We start from the raw sequence: 14603 nt of genomic DNA on the forward strand, positions 1-14603 counted from the left end.
ATACTACAGAAATAAACTATAGCATGCGGGAGGAATGTTCACACCGAATAGCCGTCATGATGCACCGAGTTTTCTGATGTTCTGCACCGGTTATACCGCTAGAGCCGTACCGATTTGTCCGCTATTTGCAGATGAATGTACCACTGTATAAAAATAGTATGGCTATATAATGAATACAAATACGAGCTGTTTTTATACAGGCAACATGATCACTTATATACAGGTGAGTAGATAGGAGGTTAATATGGTAGGAATTATCCTAGCGAGTCATGGGGAATTTGCCGAAGGGATTCATCAGTCCGGATCTATGATCTTTGGCGATCAGGCAAATGTCAAACCTTGCATTTTAAAACCAAGCGAGGGACCTCAGGATATTCGCAAAAAAATGGAAGACGCGATTGCTTCCTTTGATCAACAGGATGAGATCTTATTCCTGGTGGATCTTTGGGGCGGAACGCCTTTCAATCAGGCAAGTGCTTTAAAAGACGGGCATGAAAGCTGGGCTATTGTAACCGGTTTGAATCTGCCTATGTTGATTGAAGCCTATGCATCCAGAATGAGCATGGACACAGCTCATGAAATTGCGATGCACATTGCCAAGACGGCAAAAGAGGGTGTTCGCATTCAACCGGAAGATCTGGAACCGGTGGAAGAAGAAAAAGAGCAGAGTGCGGCTCCTGTCATGCAGCAGGCCATTCCGGAAGGAACCGTGCTGGGTGATGGACATATCAAATATGTATTAGCTCGAATCGATACCCGTTTATTGCACGGACAGGTGGCAACAACATGGACAAAATCAACCAATCCGGATCGTATCATCGTTGTTTCTGATAATGTAGCACACGATGAATTGCGAAAAAACATGATCATACAGGCTGCTCCTCCGGGAGTTAAGGCACATGTTGTACCGATTGATAAGATGATTGCTGTGGCTAAGGATCCTCGTTTTGGTGCAACCAAAGCGTTGTTGTTGTTTGAAACACCACAGGATGCCCTAAAAGCAATTCAGGGTGGTGTGGATATCAAAACATTAAATGTAGGTTCCATGGCACATTCACAGGGAAAAGTTGCGGTTACGAAGGCTTTAGCTTTTGATAAAGACGATGTAAAGACCATGCGTGAGATTGAAAAGCTGGGTGTTAAATTTGATGTCCGTAAAGTTCCGGCCGACAGCCCGGAAAATATGGATGCGATCTTGAAAAAAGCAGAAGCTGAACTTGGATAAGATTGTTTTTGGAGGTTAATATGAATATTATTACAGTGATTCTCATTGTCATTGTAGCCTTATTAGCGGGTATGGAAGGAATTTTGGATGAATTCCAGTTCCATCAGCCTTTGGTTGCATGTACATTGATCGGACTTGTAACAGGTCACTTAACAGAAGGGATCATGTTGGCGGGAAATCTTCAACTGATGGCTTTAGGATGGGCCAACGTTGGAGCTGCTGTGGCACCGGATGCTGCTTTGGCATCGGTTGCCTCTGCCATTATCATGGTGCTTGGTTTAGACGGAGCTACCGATGTAAACAGTGTTATTTCTACATCCATCGCGGTTGCGGTTCCTTTGTCAGTAGCTGGATTGTTCTTAACGATGATTTGTCGTACGCTGGCCATTCCTATCGTACATATTATGGATGGTGCGGCTGAAAAAGGAAGCTTTAAAACGATTGAAATCTGGCAATATATCGCCATTTTGATGCAGGGACTTCGTATTGCGATCCCGGCAGCTATCTTGTGCTTTGTTCCATCGGATATCGTTACCAGTGCTCTACAGGCAATGCCGGCATGGTTGAATAATGGTATGACCGTTGGTGGTGGTATGGTTGCCGCTGTTGGTTATGCCATGGTCATCAACATGATGGCTACAAAGGAAACTTGGCCATTCTTCGCCTTAGGTTTCACACTGGCTTGTATCCAAGAGATCACATTGATCGGTCTGGGTGTCATTGGTGTTGCCTTAGCTTTGATTTATCTGGCATTGAAGGAAAGCGGAGGTTCCGGTGGAAACGCCTCCAATACAGGTGACCCGTTAGGGGATATCCTGAATGATTACTAGGATCGAAAGGAGAGATTAGTATGGCAGAAAAAATTGTTTTATCTAAAAAAGATCGTATGAAAGTTTGTTGGCGTCATCAGTTTCTTCAGGGATCCTGGAACTATGAACGTATGCAGAACGGTGGATGGTGCTATTCCATCATTCCGGCTATCAAGAAACTATATACAAACAAAGAAGATCAGATTTCCGCATTAAAGCGTCATATGGAATTCTATAATACCCATCCTTATGTATCTTCTCCGGTCATGGGTGTTACTTTGGCCATGGAAGAAGAACGTGCCAATGGTGCACCAATTGATGATGTGGCAATCCAGGGTGTTAAGGTTGGTATGATGGGACCATTGGCTGGTGTCGGTGACCCGGCTTTCTGGTTTACCATGCGTCCAATTTTAGGGGCTTTAGGTGCTTCTTTTGCCCTGAGCGGTAATTTGTTAGGACCTGTATTATTCTTTGTATTATGGAATGTGATTCGTTTTGCGTTCATGTGGTACACGCAGGAGTTTGGCTATAAAGTAGGAACTTCAATCACCAAAGACTTGTCCGGTGGATTGTTAGGAAAGATTACGCAGGGAGCCAGTATCCTTGGTATGTTTGTCATTGGTGGCCTGGTTCAGCGTTGGGTCAGCATCACTTTAACACCGGTTGTATCTACCGTTGCCAATGATGAAGTTAATATCATCGACTTCTCTAAATTTGACGGTACCGGTGAATCTTTACAGGCCATTTTACGTGAATATGACAGTGGAAAATTCTTGTATGATACAACATCGACTACATTACAAGATAACTTAAACTCATTAACACCAGGTTTACTGGCGGTATTATTGACTTTGTTTATCTGCTGGCTATTGAAAAAGAATATTTCGCCGATCGTTATTATTATTGGTCTTTTCATTGTTGGTATCATTGGTGTTCTTTGCGGATTCATGTAGAATGTATAAAAGTCCGGTTTTTACCGGACTTCTTCTTTTTGAGGTGATACGATGGTTCAATCAATGAATACAAAAGCAGAGTTGACGGTCAAGGGAAGCTGTTTTATGGGCTTGACCAGTACCGGTAAGATTATGGTCGGTGATAAAGCGTTTGAATATTATAACGATCGTAAGGTCGAAGACTACATTCAAATTCCCTGGGAGGAAATCGACTATTTAGCCGCATCGGTTTATTTTAAACGCTATATCAATCGTTTTGCGATCTTTACGAAAAGTGATGGGAGTTTCTCTTTTTCAGCGGGGAAACGCAATAAAGAGCTTCTTCGTGCGATTCGTAATCATATGCCTTCAGATAAAATGGTACAGTCCCTTGGTTTCTTTACTGTTTTAAAAAGAGGTATTCATAATCTTCTGCATAGAAAAAACAGGCCGTGACCTGTTTTTTTATCGTATATAGTCTTGTATCCTTTTCTTTAGTGTTGTTTGTCGAATCCTGCGATTTTTTAAACGTACCTGTTTTTCAAAAACATAGCGTTGTCCAATGATGAAAAGCTGTTTTTTTGCACGGGATATCCCCGTATATAACAAGCGCTTTTCCAACATGTGCAAAGAGTTTTGATCGACCACACAACAAACCGTGTCATATTCGCTGCCTTGGGCTTTATGAACACTGATGCAGTAGGCATGTTTGAGATAATAGAGAAAATCATACGTAAAATCTACGATTCGATTGCCAAAATCCACGCTGATTCTTTGATTTGCTTTTGAAGAATTATCGATTTCGATGATATATCCAATATCGCCGTTATATACATCTTCCTCTGGAAGATTTTTTAGTAACATGACCTTATCGTCTTCACGAAAGGTAGTTGTACCGACCTTTAGCTCCTGCTTGTTTATCGAGGCTGGATTAAATTGCTCCTGCATCGCCACATTGATCGCATCGATGCCGGCAGCCCCTTTATACATCGGTGATAAGATCTGAAAATCATCCAGATTCATATCTTTTGTGAGTCCTTGTATCATTGGCAGGATCCTTTGTGAACTTTCTTCGATAAAGTTGACTCCATCTTCATAGGTACATGTAGTTTCCTCGCGGATTTCTTTAGCCAGTGTAACAATACCAGAACCATTTTTTTGACGAAAGATTTTTTCCAGATGAATGACCGGAAAGACCTGACTTGAAATGATATCTTCAAATACTTTTCCCGGTCCAACACTTTCCAGCTGATCTTCATCACCTATCATTAATATTCGTGCATGATCCGGTAGGGCTTTTAATAAACTGCAGAAAAGATGGGTATCGACCATACTGAATTCATCGATGATCAATACATCCAGTTCTAGGGGATCGTTTTCATCTTTGGCAAAGGTATTATCATCTTTGTTCCATTTTAAAAGGGAATGAATGGTTTTACTGTCCGCATAAGCCAGTTGACTCAAACGCTTGCTGGCACGACCGGTTGGAGCACAAAGCTGTATCTTTGAATCCGGATAGAAGGCATTGTATAAAGCCAGAATCCCTTTAACAGTCGTTGTTTTTCCGGTACCCGGTCCACCATTGATGATACAAATACTGTGATTAAAAAAAGTTTCAATGGCTTGTTTTTGTACACTGTCGTATTGAAGGTTATAAGCAAATTCCACTTCTTCTATTTTTTTATCTAAGTCTTTTTTGGAAAGGGTATCTACTTTAAATTGATGATGGGATAAGATTTTGGCAATTTCAATTTCTTCATCATATAAACCAAACGGATACACTTTGTTTTCATCGACATGAAGACTTTTATGAAGACATAAGCGATCTAAGATTTCATCCAGCAGTTCTATCGAACAATTTGGCAAATGTTCCAAAAGGGACGTCTTAAAAATATATGTATTTCCGGTTGCCATGCTTAGATTTCTTGTCAGTTCATAGACATAGGCATCCATACGACGAGTATCTTTTTTATCCATTTCAAGGCCATCGGCTAACTTTAAGGCCGATCGATAGCCAAAACCATAAATTTCATAGTAAGGGCGAAAACAATCTTCTTCAATCACATCTAAAACATTGTCATAGGCTTGTTCCAACAGTTCGATCTTTTTTTGATCCAACCCCAGTTCCATAAGACGGACATAAGTTTCATTAAAGCCGTCAAAGGACTGTAAACCTTCCTTGATGATTTCCTTTTTTTTGGCATTTAGACCGGGAACCATATCGAGTTTTCCAGGATCTTCGATAATGTGATGCAGACATTCCTCTCCCAATGTGTCATAGATTGCCTGTGCTGTCTTTTTACCAATGGTAGGAAAGGCATCGCTGGTCAAAAAATGAAGAATAGCTCGTTCTTTTTTTGGAAGAACCTTCTGTGCACTAAATATTTGAAATTGAGAACCATACTTTGGATGCGTAATGTAGCGGCCAACCAATTCATACTCCTGATCCTCAATTGGATCTTGCAGGCGACCGGCTCCGGTAAAAGTATGATATGTTTCCGTCTCAGAAAAAGAACCCACAACATAGTGGGTTTCCTGGTTTTCGAATATGATAAAATCCAAACTGGCTTTTATGGTTTGTTTATCCACTGATTTTCTCCTTATATGTTTGAATAATCTTCTCGTTTAAATCTTCATCACCCGCAAAGACTTGTTCAATAACACCGCCACCCAGACAAACATGTCCGTGATAGAAGACGGCTTCCTGTCCCACGGTTACCGATGCGATCTTTTGCGGATATCGAATCATTGCACTGTCTTTGTCAAAAGAAACGATTTCAATATCCTGATCAGCCTGACGATATCGAAACTTACAGGTCAGCTTGGTCGGAATTTCTTTTAAGTCCGGTACTAACCAGTTAATACCTTTAACGATACAGGAATCCGAATAGAGCCATTCTCTATGATCGGTATGACATACAAAGAGAATGTTTTTGTGAACATCCTTTCCACAGACAAACCACGGGCCTTTTTCATGGTCGATATGAAGTCCTTTTCTTTGACCGATCGTATAGTATAGAACACCACAGTGTCTGGCAATCTTCTTTCCGGTGTCGATATCTACGATATCACCTTCTTTATTGGGAAGGTAGTTGGAAAGAAACTGTCTGAAATTTCTTTCACCGATAAAACAAATTCCGGTACTGTCTTTTTTTGTGGCAACACTTTCTAAATGCAGCTGATCGGCCAGTTTTCGAACTTCCGGCTTGATTAGATTTCCAATGGGGAATAGCGTTTTTGCCAATGCTTTTTCCGGAACCTGACACAAAAAGTAAGTTTGATCTTTGTTTTGATCGGCAGCACGTGTAAGATAGGTAAAGCCATCTTTGGTTTCGTTTGAACAATAGTGGCCGGTAGCCACTTTATCAAATCCATGTTTCATGGCATAGTCAAAAAAAGCATCAAACTTAATATATTTATTACAAAGAATATCCGGATTGGGTGTACGTCCTTTTTCATATTCATTTAAGAAGGTTTGAAAAACAGAATCCCAATATTCTTTAATAAAATCAACACGTAATAACGGCAGGTCTAAATGTTCAGCCACCGCCTTGGCATCCATGTAGTCCTGCTCCTGCGGGCATACATCATTTTGTATGGTAGGATTGCCTTCAATATCATTATTGGCAAACGCATCCCAATTTCGCATGAAACAACATGTTACATCATAACCTTGTTCTTTTAATATATAGGCGGCAATGGCAGAATCTACGCCGCCGCTTAATCCAACTAGTACTTTTTCCATAGGCCCATTATAGAGAAATTCAGTGGAATTTTCAAATGCTTCTTCGGCTTGTTTTCAGCTTTTCAAAAAAAGGTATTGATTTCTATTTTTGAATTCGTTATAATAGACAAGCAACAGCGATAAAGAGATTTCCCCGGGTGGTGAAATTGGTAGACGCAGTGGACTCAAAATCCACCGGTAGCGATACCGTGCCAGTTCGAGTCTGGCCTCGGGGACCATTTAAAAGATTAGAACAAATCATATGGATTTGTTCTTTTTTATTATCACAAAAAAAGTCACACGTTAATGTGTGGCTTTTTCAGAAGATACCATATGAAGTTTTGATAAAAGAGGGTAGCCAACGATCGCAACCAGAAATCCCATGACAGCCTGAAATAAGTTACCCCATACACTGGCAAGACCTAACCATACACTTTGGTTGACAATTGAATCGGCTATAAAATAACCACCGATCATGATCATAGAGCCAATCAGGTACCAAAGTATGCGATACATCGGCCGATCATTTTTTTGTAACAGGTAGGCAACGATAAAGCCTTCCAGCCCTTTAATGATCAGGGTGAAAATAAAGTAGTAACCATAGCCTCCGGCCACATCCGCCAAACCGCTGCCTAAGCCACCAACAAGAAATGATAAACCGGGATTTAAAATAGAAGCAAATAAAAGGATAAATCCATCACCCATATTAACATATCCCTGCATCGCATTGGGAATACGAATCAAGATCGTTGCGACAAATACAATGGCAATTCCTAAGGCACTGAGCACAATTTGTTGAATTTGTTTGTTTGTTTTCATATCTATCTCATTCCTTCCTTTGTCTCTATTTTACGAATAAAGTGTCTTTTATAAAATATACAATTATGTTAAATTTTAAGGGGACAGTTTATGAAACGATATATGCAGGTCTATAACAAATTTGTAGAGGATATCAAAAAAGGATATTTAAAATACGGAGATGCACTTCCCAGTATTCGTAAAAGTGTGCAGATCTTCGGCTTTTCAAAAACGAGCATTGAAAGAGGTTATGAACAACTAGTATTGGATGGTTATATTATCAGCGAGGCACAAAAGGGATTTATCGTGGATATCAAGCCTTATCAGCTTCATCGCCAACAAATCATAGCAGAGGTTTCAAATTCAGACATACCGAAACAATACTTATATGATTTTAGAAGTCATGCCGTCAGTCAGGATAGCTTTGATCTTAGAATCTGGAAACGATATATGAAAGATGTCTTCCAAGATACGCCGTTGATTTCAACCTATGGAGATAAACAGGGCGAACAAGAATTGCGGACCGCCCTTAGTGAGTATGCTTATCATAATCGAGGAATCTTGGCGACTGGTGCTCAGATTTTAGTAGGATCTGGATTTCAATCATTGTTGTTTGATTTTTGTTCACTGTTGGAAAAACCGGTTTCGATCGCAATGGAAGAAGGTGTATCCAAAGAAGTCAACCATGTGTTTACATCCTTTGGATTTGATTGTCACTTTTTATCCAAAGAAAGATATATAGAGGAATTATCTTTACTGGATATTGATATTTTATATATCAATACGGCTTGTTTTGGACGTGATTTTGCACCACTTTCGAATTCTATGCGGGATACGATCTTACATCTATCCTATGATAAAAGCTTTTTAATTCTGGAAGATGACTATAATGGGGAATTGACCTATCATTCCAAACCCAGACAGGCTTTACAATCTGCCAGTGTCATGGATAATGTAATCTATTTCAGTTCCTTTTCAAGACTCTTATTGCCATCCTTACGTCTAAGCTATATGATCTTAAATACAAAGTTTCAATACGCTTATCAACAGTTTAAAGATTCATTTGGACCGACCGCTTCCAAGCTGGAACAGCTGGTACTGGCAAGATATATCGCCAATGGATATTTGGAAAAACATGTGCGTAAGTTAAAAAGAGAATATGCGAAAAAAGAGCAGATCACGTATGACCTTCTTACTTCCGCCGGATTTTCTGTCCTTTTGCAGGAGGCGTATTTTAGCTATCAGATCGATATTTCACATTGTGATGTCTTTGCGATCATAAAGACTTGTGAAGAAAAAGGAATCGGTATCGATACACCGACAAAAGATCGTCTGAACGTTTCTTTTGCGTATTTAGATAGAGATCGTCTGCAGGAAGGGTTGAAGTTACTTGTCAAAATCTTAAAAGAATGCTAGAATTTGAGAGCTTGATGATGAAAAAGATAAGTAGAAGAGAATTTGGACAGTTAGAGATAAGGCGTTTGGTGCAAGCCTTACAATAAGACTCTTTGAAGCTACTTTGGAGTGAAGCCGTATTCTGCGTTAAAGAAGAATTAAGGGCGTTTTCCAACAGGAAGACGAACTAGGATGGTACCGCGTTGATAACGTTCCTAGAGATAGGGACGTTTTTTTATTGGAGGAAAGAAATGAAACAGTTAAGTGGAAATCAAATTCGACAGATGTTCCTGGACTACTTTAAAGAAAAAGGACATATGATCGAACCGGGCGCCAGCTTGATCCCCAACAACGATCCAACTTTATTATGGATCAATGCGGGAGTTGCCGCTTTGAAAAAGTATTTTGACGGAAGTGAAAAACCGCGTTGTAATCGCATTGCCAATGCACAGAAGAGCATTCGTACCAACGATATCGAAAATGTAGGGAAAACAGCACGTCATCATACATTCTTTGAAATGTTGGGAAACTTTAGTATTGGAGATTACTTTAAAGAAGAAGCCATTCCTTTCGCATGGGAATTCTTGACGAGTGAAAAATGGATGGGCATCGATAAAAATCGTTTGTATGTTTCGGTTTATACAGATGATGAGGATGCGTATCGCATTTGGACTGAAAAATGTGGTGTAGATCCAAAACACATCTTGAAAACGGATGATAACTTCTGGGAAATCGGTAAAGGGCCGGGTGGACCGGACTCTGAGATTTTCTTCGATCGTGGTGAAAAATATGATCCGGAAGGCTTGGGAGAACGTCTGTTCTTTGAAGAATTGGAAAATGATCGATATGTTGAAGTATGGAATATCGTATTCTCTCAATATGATTGTGATCCTTCTATCGATCGAAAAGATTATAAAGAATTGCCACAGAAAAATATTGATACCGGTAGGGGCCTGGAGCGTTTGGTTGCCTTGATTCAGGATGGTGAAACAAACTTTGATACCGATTTGTTCTTACCAATCATTCATGCGACGGAAAAACTGGCCAAACATCCATACGAGGGTGAATATAAAATGGCTTATCGTGTCATTGCCGATCACATTCGTACCGTAACTTTTGCGTTAAGTGATGGTGCCAACTTCTCAAACAGTGGTCGTGGCTATGTTCTTCGTCGTGTGCTTCGTAGAGCGGTTCGTTATGGCTTGAAATTAGGTTTAGAGGATGCCTTCTTATATAAACTGGTTCCGGTTGTTGCCGATACGATGCAGGACTTCTATCCGTATTTACAGGAGCATGTGGAATTTAACCAGCGTTTGATCAAAATAGAAGAGGATACTTTTAAAAAGACTTTGAAAAATGGACAGGCTTTACTGGATGAGGAAATTCAGAAAGCGCAGAATGGTAAGCTTTCCGGTGAAATTGTCTTTAAGCTGTATGATACTTATGGGTTCCCATTTGAGTTGACACAGGAAATTGCTCAGGAAAGTGGTTTGGAAGTGCTTCGTGATGAATTTGATGCTCAGATGCAACTTCAAAAAGAACGTGCTCGTAATGCCCGTAATACCAAAGAATCTTTTGCTTCGCAACACGTAGATTTGATGGAATTCACACAGGAAAGTCAATATATTGGATACGATCATTTGGAATGTGATGGAACGATCATCGCTTTGTTCAAGGATGGAAAACGTGTGGATGGTTTAGAAGAGGAAGGCCAGATCATCTTAGATACAACCTGCTTCTATGCCGAAAGTGGTGGACAGATTGCGGATACAGGTGTTTTGGAAGCTGATGGAATCAATGCACAGGTACTGGATGTTCAAAAAGCACCAAATAAACAAAATCTGCTGCAGATAAAGTTGGAACAGGGCGTTTTAAAAGAAGGCATGACATTACATCAGGTAGTAGATTCCAAAAAACGTGCTGCCATTACAGCTAATCACTCCTGTACGCATTTGTTGCAGAGTGCTTTAAAACAAGTAGTCGGAAGTCATATTTCACAGGCTGGTTCTTATGTTTGTGAAGATTACTTGCGTTTTGACTTCAATCATTTTGAAAAGCTGAGCAAAGAACAGCTGGTAGAAATTGAAGACTTGGTTAATCAGTATATTGATGCCAACTATACCGTTACCAAAGAAGTTATGGATATTGAAGATGCCAGAAAATCCGGAGCTACAGCTCTGTTTAATGAAAAGTATGGTGATCGTGTTCGTGTTGTAACGATGGGTGATGTTTCCAAAGAATTCTGTGGTGGCTGCCATGTGGATCATACTTCACAGATTGGTTTGTGCAAGATCATCAGTGAAGAAAGTATCGGCTCGGATATTCGTCGTATTACGGCCAAGACAAAATATGCTGCTTATAAAGAATGTGCGCATCAGCAGGCACAGCTGGAACACATTGCCAAGAGTGCTAAACAAAAGAGCACAAAGGAAATTGAACTGAAAGTTGATTCTTTCCTGGAACAGATGCATGCGCTGCAAAAGGAAAATGAAAATTTGAAGAATCAGATTTTTGCGTTAAAGTCCAAAGAATGGATCCTGGAAGCTAAAGAATGTGGATCTATCAAAGCTTTGATCAAAAAGGTACAGGGCATGGACGCTTCGGCTTTAAAGGATATCGTTTCCAATTTAAAGGGCCAGGATGAAAATATCGTATGTTTCTTTGTGAATGTAAATGACAATAAAGTTGTCTTTGTTGCCGGAGCTGGAAAAGAAGCGGTGAGAAAAGGTGTGCATGCCGGTAAACTTGTTAAACAGGCTGCCATGCTGTGTGATGGTAACGGCGGTGGAAAACCGGATATGGCACAGGCCGGAGGAAAGGACATTTCTAAGGTCGATGAAGCCATGAATCTGGTAGAAAATACACTAAAAGAGATCTAATGTGGGGATTGGGATCACCAATCTCCTTTTTTATTGAATCGTTTGTGTTTTCATTTTATTTTGAATCGTGTATAATTACTCGTAGCAAGGAGTGTGATAGTATGAAAGATATTACAGAAACTATGACATTTACTACCGAAGAGATTCGTCAAGAAAATATCAAGGGGATCTTGCGTGAAGTCTCTGAGGCGTTGGAAGAACGTGGTTATAACTCGGTGAATCAGATTGCCGGTTATTTGATTTCCAATGATCCGGCTTATATTTCATCGCATAAAAATGCGCGTAATCTGATTCAGCGCATTGAACGATATGAAATTATCGAAGAGCTGGTTCGCGCATATTTGGAAAAATAATGGCACGTATCATCGGTTTGGATCTTGGAAGCGTTACTTGTGGGGTTGCGATCAGTGATGCGACAGGATTAGTGGCAAGAACCTTGAAAACGATCCGTTTTCCATCGGAAGATTATGATATCTGTTTTGATGAGGTATTGGATCTTTTAGAAAAGAATCAAGTTAAAAAAGTCGTGCTTGGTTTACCAAAGCATATGAATGGGGATATAGGCACACGGGCCGAGATATCGATCCAGTTTGCCGAAGAATTAAAAAAAGAGGGTTACGATGTAACTCTATGGGATGAGCGCTTGACGACAGTCAGTGCAACGCGGATCCTTTTAGAAGGTGATGTTTCCCGAAAAAAACGGAAGAAGATCATCGATCAGCTGGCAGCAGTCGAGATTCTTCAAGGGTATTTAGATCAACAAAATGGGGGAGTTTAAACATCCCTATTTTTTTTGGAAAGGAAACAAAATTATGTTAGATTCAAATTGTTTGTATGTACAGGACGAAAACGGAAATGAAAAAAAGATGACTATTCTTTTTACTTTTGACAGTGAAGACAAAAAGAAACAGTACGTTGTTTTTCAGGATGCTGACCACGATACAGAAGAAGTATTTGCCTCCTGTTATGACGATCAGGGAAATTTATATCCGATTGAGAGCGAAGAAGAGTGGGAAATGGTAGAGGAAGTGATCAACACCTTTGCTGAGGATGAGGAAAATGCCTAAACAAAGAAAAAAGCGAAAGGCTTTATGGCCTCGAATCCTGCTGATTATCGTATTGTTGTTGGGGATTGCCGGTATCGGTACATTTATTTATGTGCGCATGAATTTAGAGCCGGTGGGAAATGGAGAAGAAACCATTTCTTTTGAAATTACAGAAGGAGAAACCTTTGATTCTGTCTTGACCTCATTAGAAGAACAACATTTGATTCGCTCTGATTCCGTGGCTAAGCTGTATGCCCGCTTTACAGGAATGAATCAGTATTATGCCGGTCTATTTGAGTTAAACGATGGTATGAGCACTTCAGAAATCTTATCGTATATCGGAAATCAGGAAAATGCCAAACAGGAAGAAAAACGATTGACAGTACCGGAAGGAACATGGGCTAAGGAAGTAGCCGCTTCGATTTCCAGCCTGTATCCATCTTACAGCACCGATGAGATTCTATCTTTGTGGAATGACAGCGAATATATTCAAACATTGTCAAAAGATTATGCCTTTTTGGATGCGGATGCCCTTAACAACGATAACTATAAAGTGAAGCTCGAAGGGTATTTGTTTCCGGAGACGTATTTCTTAGCGGATGATGCCGATCTGGATACGATCACACGTACAATGCTGGATCAGTTTAAACTTTTCTATGAAGAACATAAGTCCGCTTTTGAAAATAGCTCTTACTCGGTACATGAACTGGTAACACTTGCCAGTGTCGTACAGTTTGAGTCCGGTACTAAACAAGATATGGCCACGATTGCCGGTGTCTTCTACAATCGTTTAAATCAGGATATGCGTTTGGAATCCAGCGTTACTGTCTGCTATGCGTTGTATGATCAGTTTGATGATCCACAGGATTGTGAAACACAAACGGATGTGGATTCTCCATATAATACATATCTGAATAACGGACTGCCGGTTGGACCTATTTTAAATCCCGGAGGCGATGCCTTACTCGCTGTATTAGAACCGGAATCTTCAGAGTATTTATTCTTTGCGGCCGATATTCATGGAGATGGTAAGGTGTATTATTCCAAGACGTATGAGGAACATCAGCGCATTTGTGAAGAGCTGGGTCTGATCTTGAATTAAGGATTGAAAAAAACAGTGGGTATGCTATAATCACAATGCAATCAAGGAGTGAATAAACAATGGAAAATGATAAATTTTATGTCACCCAGGAAGGGTATAATGATCTTGTCAAAGAGCATGAAAATCTAGTTCAAAATGTCCGTCAGCAGGTCATCATTGAATTACAGGAAGCCCGTGCACAGGGGGACTTGTCGGAAAACGCGGATTACGATGCAGCCAGAGATCATCAGGCGCAGGTAGAAGCTCGTATTCGCGAACTGGAGACAATGATCAAAAATGCGGAGATCATCGAAGAATCTGATGGCAAGAAAAAGAAGAAAAATGCTGTTGTGAAGTTGGGATCGATTGTGACATTGGAAGATTTACAGGATCATGTAGAGAACACATTCTCTATCGTAGGTTCTATTGAAGCTGACCCATTAAACGGAAAGCTTTCCAACAATACACCATTGGCCGAAGCTATTTTGGATCACAAAGTTGGAGAGACAGTAACCGTTACACGTATCGAAGAACCATATAAAGTAAAAATTTTAAGTATAAAGTAATAGTTTTTTAAATTTTACGCTAAATTCAACTAAAAAGTTGATGTAGAGAATTAAAAATGATGTTTTTTAGTTTTGATAGAGTGTAAACACATCAATTGGCAGCTCAAAAGAACATATGTCTTTTGTCACAAAGGGAACAGTTCCCTTC

14 protein-coding genes, 1 tRNA gene and 1 other annotated feature are annotated in these 14603 nt (G+C 40.1%); of the genes, 12 read left to right on the top strand and 3 right to left on the bottom strand.

Going from position 1 to position 14603, the window contains the following annotated elements:
* Positions 1–244: 244 nt before the first annotated feature.
* From U0M88_RS00925 to U0M88_RS00940, 4 genes are read left to right on the top strand one after another with little or no spacing between them, the layout of a single operon-like run.
* On the top strand, positions 245–1225 hold the full coding sequence (locus tag U0M88_RS00925) for a mannose/fructose/sorbose PTS transporter subunit IIB (protein ID WP_195221909.1): 981 nt from the start codon (positions 245–247) through the stop codon (positions 1223–1225).
* A 20-nt stretch (positions 1226–1245) separates the two neighbouring features.
* Positions 1246–2055, top strand: a complete 810-nt coding sequence (locus tag U0M88_RS00930; protein WP_022789119.1) for a PTS mannose/fructose/sorbose transporter subunit IIC — start codon at positions 1246–1248, stop codon at positions 2053–2055.
* A gap of 20 nt (positions 2056–2075) precedes the next feature.
* Positions 2076–2987: a PTS system mannose/fructose/sorbose family transporter subunit IID gene (locus U0M88_RS00935; RefSeq protein WP_022789118.1), complete on the top strand. Its 912-nt coding sequence runs from the start codon at positions 2076–2078 to the stop codon at positions 2985–2987.
* 51 nt (positions 2988–3038) lie between these two features.
* Positions 3039–3422 carry a DUF956 family protein gene (locus U0M88_RS00940; protein WP_022789117.1) on the top strand — a complete coding sequence of 128 codons (384 nt, stop codon included), beginning with the start codon at positions 3039–3041 and terminating at the stop codon, positions 3420–3422.
* 9 nt (positions 3423–3431) lie between these two features.
* Here U0M88_RS00940 and recD2 read toward each other — a convergent pair whose 3' ends face one another.
* Entirely contained in the window at positions 3432–5555 is a 2124-nt protein-coding gene (gene recD2, locus U0M88_RS00945; RefSeq protein ID WP_294688979.1) for an SF1B family DNA helicase RecD2, read from the bottom strand.
* Entirely contained in the window at positions 5548–6711 is a 1164-nt protein-coding gene (gene mnmA / locus U0M88_RS00950; protein WP_294688977.1) for a tRNA 2-thiouridine(34) synthase MnmA, read from the bottom strand. The genes recD2 and mnmA overlap by 8 nt, the downstream gene beginning before the upstream one ends.
* A gap of 131 nt (positions 6712–6842) precedes the next feature.
* Here mnmA and U0M88_RS00955 point away from each other — a divergent pair.
* Positions 6843–6929 (top strand) — tRNA-Leu (locus tag U0M88_RS00955).
* Between the two features lie 64 nt (positions 6930–6993).
* Here U0M88_RS00955 and U0M88_RS00960 read toward each other — a convergent pair.
* On the bottom strand, positions 6994–7509 hold the full coding sequence (locus U0M88_RS00960; protein WP_168965870.1) for an ECF transporter S component: 516 nt from the start codon (positions 7507–7509) through the stop codon (positions 6994–6996).
* 90 nt (positions 7510–7599) lie between these two features.
* On the opposite strand from U0M88_RS00960, the gene U0M88_RS00965 reads away from it, so the two are divergent.
* The 7 genes from U0M88_RS00965 to greA all read left to right on the top strand — a co-directional run bounded on the left by U0M88_RS00965 (position 7600) and on the right by greA (position 14455).
* On the top strand, positions 7600–8904 hold the full coding sequence (locus tag U0M88_RS00965; RefSeq protein WP_331868618.1) for an aminotransferase-like domain-containing protein: 1305 nt from the start codon (positions 7600–7602) through the stop codon (positions 8902–8904).
* Between the two features lie 8 nt (positions 8905–8912).
* Positions 8913–9103, top strand: a binding site (T-box leader).
* A gap of 31 nt (positions 9104–9134) precedes the next feature.
* Positions 9135–11762, top strand: coding sequence for an alanine--tRNA ligase (gene alaS, locus U0M88_RS00970; RefSeq protein ID WP_331868619.1), 2628 nt, complete (start codon positions 9135–9137; stop codon positions 11760–11762).
* Positions 11763–11863: 101 nt separating this feature from the next.
* Complete coding sequence (locus U0M88_RS00975; RefSeq protein WP_331868620.1) at positions 11864–12115, top strand: IreB family regulatory phosphoprotein; 252 nt, start codon at positions 11864–11866, stop codon at positions 12113–12115.
* Complete coding sequence (ruvX, locus tag U0M88_RS00980; RefSeq protein WP_022789112.1) at positions 12115–12540, top strand: Holliday junction resolvase RuvX; 426 nt, start codon at positions 12115–12117, stop codon at positions 12538–12540. The genes U0M88_RS00975 and ruvX overlap by 1 nt, the downstream gene beginning before the upstream one ends.
* Before the next feature lie 34 nt (positions 12541–12574).
* Positions 12575–12829 (top strand): DUF1292 domain-containing protein, encoded by a 255-nt coding sequence (locus U0M88_RS00985; RefSeq protein WP_022789111.1) that lies wholly within the window; start codon positions 12575–12577, stop codon positions 12827–12829.
* Positions 12822–13910: an endolytic transglycosylase MltG gene (mltG, locus tag U0M88_RS00990; RefSeq protein WP_168965864.1), complete on the top strand. Its 1089-nt coding sequence runs from the start codon at positions 12822–12824 to the stop codon at positions 13908–13910. The genes U0M88_RS00985 and mltG overlap by 8 nt, the downstream gene beginning before the upstream one ends.
* Before the next feature lie 59 nt (positions 13911–13969).
* Complete coding sequence (greA, locus tag U0M88_RS00995; protein WP_331868621.1) at positions 13970–14455, top strand: transcription elongation factor GreA; 486 nt, start codon at positions 13970–13972, stop codon at positions 14453–14455.
* Positions 14456–14603 lie beyond the last annotated feature (148 nt).

The organism is Faecalicoccus sp. (assembly GCF_036552745.1).
Taxonomy (GTDB): domain Bacteria; phylum Bacillota_I; class Bacilli_A; order Erysipelotrichales; family Erysipelotrichaceae; genus Faecalicoccus.

Coding starts and splice junctions, on each gene's coding strand:
- U0M88_RS00965 (WP_331868618.1), top strand. CDS start 7,600: ATGAAACGATATATGCAGGTCTATAACAAATTTGTAGAGGATATCAAA.
- U0M88_RS00930 (WP_022789119.1), top strand. CDS start 1,246: ATGAATATTATTACAGTGATTCTCATTGTCATTGTAGCCTTATTAGCG.
- U0M88_RS00925 (WP_195221909.1), top strand. CDS start 245: ATGGTAGGAATTATCCTAGCGAGTCATGGGGAATTTGCCGAAGGGATT.
- U0M88_RS00940 (WP_022789117.1), top strand. CDS start 3,039: ATGGTTCAATCAATGAATACAAAAGCAGAGTTGACGGTCAAGGGAAGC.
- U0M88_RS00960 (WP_168965870.1), bottom strand. CDS start 7,509: ATGAAAACAAACAAACAAATTCAACAAATTGTGCTCAGTGCCTTAGGA.
- U0M88_RS00985 (WP_022789111.1), top strand. CDS start 12,575: ATGTTAGATTCAAATTGTTTGTATGTACAGGACGAAAACGGAAATGAA.
- mnmA (WP_294688977.1), bottom strand. CDS start 6,711: ATGGAAAAAGTACTAGTTGGATTAAGCGGCGGCGTAGATTCTGCCATT.
- U0M88_RS00935 (WP_022789118.1), top strand. CDS start 2,076: ATGGCAGAAAAAATTGTTTTATCTAAAAAAGATCGTATGAAAGTTTGT.
- ruvX (WP_022789112.1), top strand. CDS start 12,115: ATGGCACGTATCATCGGTTTGGATCTTGGAAGCGTTACTTGTGGGGTT.
- greA (WP_331868621.1), top strand. CDS start 13,970: ATGGAAAATGATAAATTTTATGTCACCCAGGAAGGGTATAATGATCTT.
- U0M88_RS00975 (WP_331868620.1), top strand. CDS start 11,864: ATGAAAGATATTACAGAAACTATGACATTTACTACCGAAGAGATTCGT.
- alaS (WP_331868619.1), top strand. CDS start 9,135: ATGAAACAGTTAAGTGGAAATCAAATTCGACAGATGTTCCTGGACTAC.
- mltG (WP_168965864.1), top strand. CDS start 12,822: ATGCCTAAACAAAGAAAAAAGCGAAAGGCTTTATGGCCTCGAATCCTG.